Below are 5,351 nucleotides of genomic sequence, written 5' to 3' on the forward strand. Positions count from 1 at the left end.
TGAGAGCGAGCTCGGGGCCGTGCGCATCGACGACTACAAGTATCGCTTCATCGACCAACCCGGCGGTTGGCTCGGTGAAAAAGCCAAAGTTGACGTGCCCTACCTGATCAACCTTCGCCTTGATCCGTTCGAGCGAACGGGCTGGCCCGATAGCGGGACCAAATACGGCGCGCAACAATACTTCGACTGGTTCAAATATGAGTTCTGGCGATTCGTGTTCGTTCAACAGGAGGTCGAGAAGCTGGCCATGACCGCGATCGAGTTTCCGCCGATGCAGAAGGGCGCGAGCTTCAATCTCGATGCTGTGAAGGCGAAAATCGAGGCCGCCAGGACGGCAATGGCCAAGTAGGCGTGCAGGACCATTGACTGACAAGAACGGGCATCACTAGGTCGGGGTGCCTATCCTTCAACGTTCGCGGGCAGATGATTCTGGAACATTCAGAGAAAGGACTTGTCATGCATCCTGCAATTCTCGGAATTGCTCTTGGCGGTCAATTGGCGATGCTTGTTTCCGATCAGGTTCCTAAACTCAATGTGGAGGCTGCCTGCAGAGGTTCGGTAGCAGCCGACAAGGCTATGGGCTTAGATTTGCCTCAGAGCTTCGAGAAGTGCATGAGCGATGAGAATTCGGCGCAGCAGCAACTTGGGCCGATTTGGTCTTCGTATTCTGCCGCAATTCGAGCCCAATGCGAAGGCGAGGCTACGGCTGCTGGAGACGCCAGCTATGTTGATCTGCTGACTTGTCTTCAGATGACGGATGGTACAAATCCGAATTCTAGTACCAGTCTTAAGGGCGCTAGCAGAAGGAAATCTCCGAAGTGATTGAAACGCGCATTTAGCAAAGCTTTCACTCCAAGGCGCAGCCTGTGGTGAGTTGATCTAAGCGGAGTGCGATTCACTGTTTTCCCTTGAGTATGACAGGACGTCCTGAAAGGCGCGGCAAGATGTTCACATTCCGAACATCGATAACCTTCGCTGTGATGGCATTCATTGCCGCGCTGGCTGGACTCTTGATCTTCATTCAGTTCTGGACCCTACGTCTGGCCGCCGAGGAGGCGGCGTCCGCCCGCATGGATGCGGCCAGCGCAGAGACGCTGGGGCGCCTTCAGAATGAAATCTCCAAAATCACGTCACTTGTTCACGTGCTGTCGAGCAGTTCAAGCGTCGCCGATTCAGAGGAAAGATCGGAAGTCGGCCCCGCAATTCCACTGTTCAAGACCGCTCTCCTCGAAGTGCCCAAAATGGACTCAATCTATGTCGGCTACGACAATGGAGCCTGGTTGCAGGTGCGGCCTTTGGACCAACTGAATGAGGAGGAACAGGCGAAGCTAAGGGCGCCGCTGGGCGCTTCCGTTAGCGTCAGCTTGATCCGTCCTACCCCATCCGGCGCCTTGCCCATGCGACGGATCTTCGAAGACCCGCAAGGCAACCAGCTCGAGCAGCTCGATCTGTGGAAATACGGTTACGACCCACGTAAGCGGTTCTGGTATATTGACGCGATCAAGGCCGACCGGGTCGTCATATCGTCGCCCTACGTTGCATTCAGCATCGGCGCACCCGTGATCACCGTGAGCGCGCCGTTGCGGGGGAAAGTGCGCGGCGTCATCGCGGCCGATCTCAAGCTCGACGATTTCAGCGATTTCGTCTATGCGCAGCGGCCAGGGGAGCACGGAACAGCCCTGATTTTCGATCAGGCCGGGATGCTTGTTGCCCACCCCGATTTTGCGCAATTCGTCGCAAATGCGATGACGCATCCCTCGCACCCGCAGCATTTCAACCTCAAGGAAATGGGCGGCGGACTGGCCGCGTCGATCCTGAAAGCGTGGAATGGCGGCGGCCAGTACGATGGAAGTATTCGCGAGCGAGGGCTAGATTTTCTTTTCCGGCTGAGGAAATTCAAACTGGGTGAGCAGTTTAGCCTCAACGTTCTGATGATCGCGCAGCAAGATGATTTCGTAAAGGATATCCAGAAGTTGCAGCGCGTCGGGCTAATCATCGCGGTGACTGCTTGCGCTGCCTTTGTGCCAGCTGTTTGGCTTTTCGGGAGCAAGATATCACGTTCTTTGAAAACCATAACGGTCCAAGCCGGCAAGCTCCAGACGCTGCGTGCCCCCGACAGCTCACCGGTCGGTTCATACATCAAGGAGGTTCAAGAGCTCGGCCTCACCGTGAGCCTCGCGCAGCGCGCAATCTGGTCGTTCTCGCGATTTGTCCCCAAGGAGCTCGTCAGGCGAGTCGTCGACAATTCAATCTCCAGTGAACTTGGCGGCGTCAGGCAAGAAATCACCGCCCTCTTCACCGACGTTCGCGGCTTCACGACCATTGCTGAATCATCGGACCCCGATGCTCTCATGCACCAGACATCCCGCTATTTCACTGTGTTAACGGAGGCCTTTCTTGCCGAGGCCGGGACGATTGACAAGTTCATCGGCGATGCGGTGATGGTTTTCTGGAACGCCCCAAATTCACAGCCCGATCACGTCGAGCGCGCTTGTCGGGCAGCTCTTGCAGGCAAGATTGCCAGCGAACAGCTTAACGCCCAATTCGAATCCGAAGGCCTACAGCCGTTTTTCACGCGGTTCGGCATTCATGTCGGCGAGGCCGTGGTCGGCAACCTCGGCTCGGCCGAACGGATGAACTACACGGCCCTTGGAAGCACAGTGAATCTGGCCGCCCGCCTCGAAGGCCTGAACAAGGAACATGGAACCGCTATCCTCGCCAGTGAGGACGTTTACTCTCGAGCCCGGCATTGCTTCCGGTTCAAGGAGATCGGTTCGGTCATTGCCAAAGGCATGACCAAGGCAACCCTCATTTTCGAACTCATTGAGGCAGGGGGATGAAGACCTCGTCGTCGACAGCGCCCCGTCGCCGGTTCGGATGGGGATTGCTTCTGTTGCTCCTGCTGTTTGCCGCTCCTGTAGCTGGCGCAGACGACAACACCATTCGGGTCGGCATTCTTCATTCGCTTACCGGCACCATGGCCATCAGCGAGTCGGTGCTCAAGGACACGGTACTCATGCTGATTGACGACCAGAACCGGAAGGGTGGTCTGCTCGGGCGGAAACTCGTGCCGATTGTTGTCGATCCCGCCTCCGACTGGGATCTCTTCGCCGAAAAGGCCCGGGATCTGCTCACGAAAGAAAAGGTCGCAGTCGTGTTCGGCTGTTGGACCTCGGTATCACGCAAGTCCGTCCTTCCGGTCTTCGAGCAAATGAACGGCCTGCTCTATTATCCCGTCCAGTACGAGGGTGAGGAAAGCTCCCGCAACATCTTCTACACGGGAGCCGCGCCCAATCAGCAAGCGATCCCGGCCGCTCGATACCTGATGAGCAGGGAGGGCGGCGAGGTTCGCAGGTGGGTTCTTCTCGGCACGGACTATGTCTATCCGCGCACGACCAACCGGATATTGGAAGCCTATCTCGCCTCAGAGGGCGTTTCGCAGGAAGACATCATGACGATCTACACGCCATTCGGCTACGCCGACTGGCGTGAGATCATCGAGCGCATCAAGAAGTTCGGAACCGAGGGGAAAAAGATCGCGGTCATTTCAACCATCAATGGCGATGCCAACACATATTTCTACAAGGAGCTCGCAGCGCAAAAGGTGGACGCCAATTCCATTCCGGTCATGGCATTCTCTGTCGGCGAGCGCGAGCTACTGGGCATGGACGCGAAGTCTTTGGCCGGCCACCTGGCGGCCTGGAATTACTTCCATTCAGTCAAGTCACCCGAAAATGACGCATTCATCAAGATGTGGAAGGGCTTCACCGGAGGCAAGGACGAAACCACCAACGATCCAATGGAGGCCACGTTCATCGGCTTCAGGATGTGGGCGCAGGCTGTGGCGCAAGCGGGCACGACAGAGGTCGATTCGGTTCGTCAGGCCATGTACGGGCAAAGGGTAAAGGCGCCAAGCGGTTTCGAGGAGGTCATGAACACCAACCACCACCTTTCCAAGCCGGTCATGATCGGCAAGATCGATGCCGCCGGGAGGTTTGAGGTCATTTGGCAGTCGATCAACCCGATCAGGGCCGACGCCTGGAGCAAGTACATTCGCGACAGCGCCAAGCGTACGGCCAATTGGACTTTTCCTTGGGTGTGCGGAGGGTGCATCGAACCGACCTTCAAAGAGTGGTGAGGGTTCGTTGCTCCGGTCGATTGATCGGACTGTATGCGAGCGCTACCCCAACCGATGCCTCCAGTTGGCCCAATTGCGGACTCCCGCGTTGCAAAACGCGCGGGCCTTCGCGTCTATCCGTGAACCTGCGTCGCCACCCCGGTGGAGGACCTGCAAGCGGCCCAGATTTGGTGTATGTTCGTGCCGCCAATTCTTGCCCTTGTCCGATGGTGCCCAGCCGGGAAGGCAATTGTCCGGAGACTCGATCATGCGCGATCTAGACCGGCGACAAATTTTGTTTGCGACCGTGGCGGCATCCGCGTCGAGTTTAATTTCGGCAGGACGACCGTTCGCGGCTGACCTGCCGAAGGTCGGCCTCGTACATCCAGGACCCAAAGGTCCGATCCCATCGATCAGCGCGGTCGTCGCGGGTATGGCTGCGCGGGGCTATGACGATGGAAAGACCGTAGCCCTCGAATATCGGTACGCCGAGGGCAAGCTCGACCAATTGCCGCCAATTGCAAGAAATTTGATTGAGCAGAACGTGAAAGTGATCGTTGCAGTGGCCGGAGAAGCGCTGGTCGCGGCAGCAAAGGTTACGAACACGGTGCCGATCGTGAGTGCGACGGCGGGCGGCGACTTTGTTTCGATGGGCCTTATCAGAAGTTGGGACCGCCCGGATACCAATGTGACCGGCATGAACTTGATAGCCGATGAAGCTGCGGCCGCCCGGGTTGAGATATTACGAAAGACGCTGCCGGTGGCGAGAACCCTGGCGATTCTCGTCAATCCTTATCCCGGCAACGACCAATTGCTCAGGGCTATGCGAGCTGCGTCCATGAAGGCAAACATTAAGCTCGTGACGTTCGACATCAGCAAGGCCGACGAGCTGGAACCCGCAATCCTCGCCGCCAAGCGGGATGGCGCTGATGCGGTCACGAGTTTGCAGGGGCCGTTCTTTTTCTTCCAACGCAAGCTTCTGGCCGAGTTGTCTCTCAAGCATAGGATTCCACTGGCGATGAGCGAGGCATTGGCCGCTGAAGCGGGCGCATTGTTGCAGGTCAATCCCGATGTTCCGGGCTGCGCCGAGCGCTCGGCTGGCTTCGTCGATCTGATCCTGAAGGGTGCAAGTCCGCGCGATCTCAAGATCGAACGCTACAGCCGATACGATGTCGTGTTCAATCTCAGGACAGCGAAAGAGCTCGGCATAAGCCTCAGTCCAGATACGATCAAA

Annotated in this window: 4 protein-coding genes and 1 pseudogene; all 5 read left to right on the top strand. The window is 57.3% G+C overall.

What is annotated here, in order from left to right:
• A pseudogene (locus tag H8B02_RS44915) lies at positions 1 to 349 on the top strand (arylsulfatase); the annotation flags it as partial.
• Between the two features lie 74 nt (positions 350 to 423).
• Positions 424 to 822 (top strand): hypothetical protein, encoded by a 399-nt coding sequence (locus H8B02_RS44920; RefSeq protein WP_229172162.1) that lies wholly within the window; start codon positions 424 to 426, stop codon positions 820 to 822.
• A gap of 122 nt (positions 823 to 944) precedes the next feature.
• A complete protein-coding gene (locus H8B02_RS44925) occupies positions 945 to 2,840 on the top strand; it encodes an adenylate/guanylate cyclase domain-containing protein (protein WP_229172163.1) in 1,896 nt (631 codons plus the stop codon).
• A complete protein-coding gene (gene urtA / locus H8B02_RS44930) occupies positions 2,837 to 4,138 on the top strand; it encodes an urea ABC transporter substrate-binding protein (protein ID WP_229172164.1) in 1,302 nt (433 codons plus the stop codon). Before H8B02_RS44925 ends, urtA begins: the two co-directional genes overlap by 4 nt.
• A 247-nt stretch (positions 4,139 to 4,385) precedes the next feature.
• Positions 4,386 to 5,351, top strand: a 966-nt coding sequence (locus tag H8B02_RS44935; protein ID WP_229172165.1) for an ABC transporter substrate-binding protein, incomplete at its 3' end; no start/stop codon positions are given.

Source organism: Bradyrhizobium altum, assembly GCF_020889705.1.
GTDB lineage: Bacteria > Pseudomonadota > Alphaproteobacteria > Rhizobiales > Xanthobacteraceae > Bradyrhizobium > Bradyrhizobium altum.

Coding starts and splice junctions, on each gene's coding strand:
- H8B02_RS44920 (WP_229172162.1), top strand. CDS start 424: ATGATTCTGGAACATTCAGAGAAAGGACTTGTCATGCATCCTGCAATT.
- H8B02_RS44925 (WP_229172163.1), top strand. CDS start 945: ATGTTCACATTCCGAACATCGATAACCTTCGCTGTGATGGCATTCATT.
- urtA (WP_229172164.1), top strand. CDS start 2,837: ATGAAGACCTCGTCGTCGACAGCGCCCCGTCGCCGGTTCGGATGGGGA.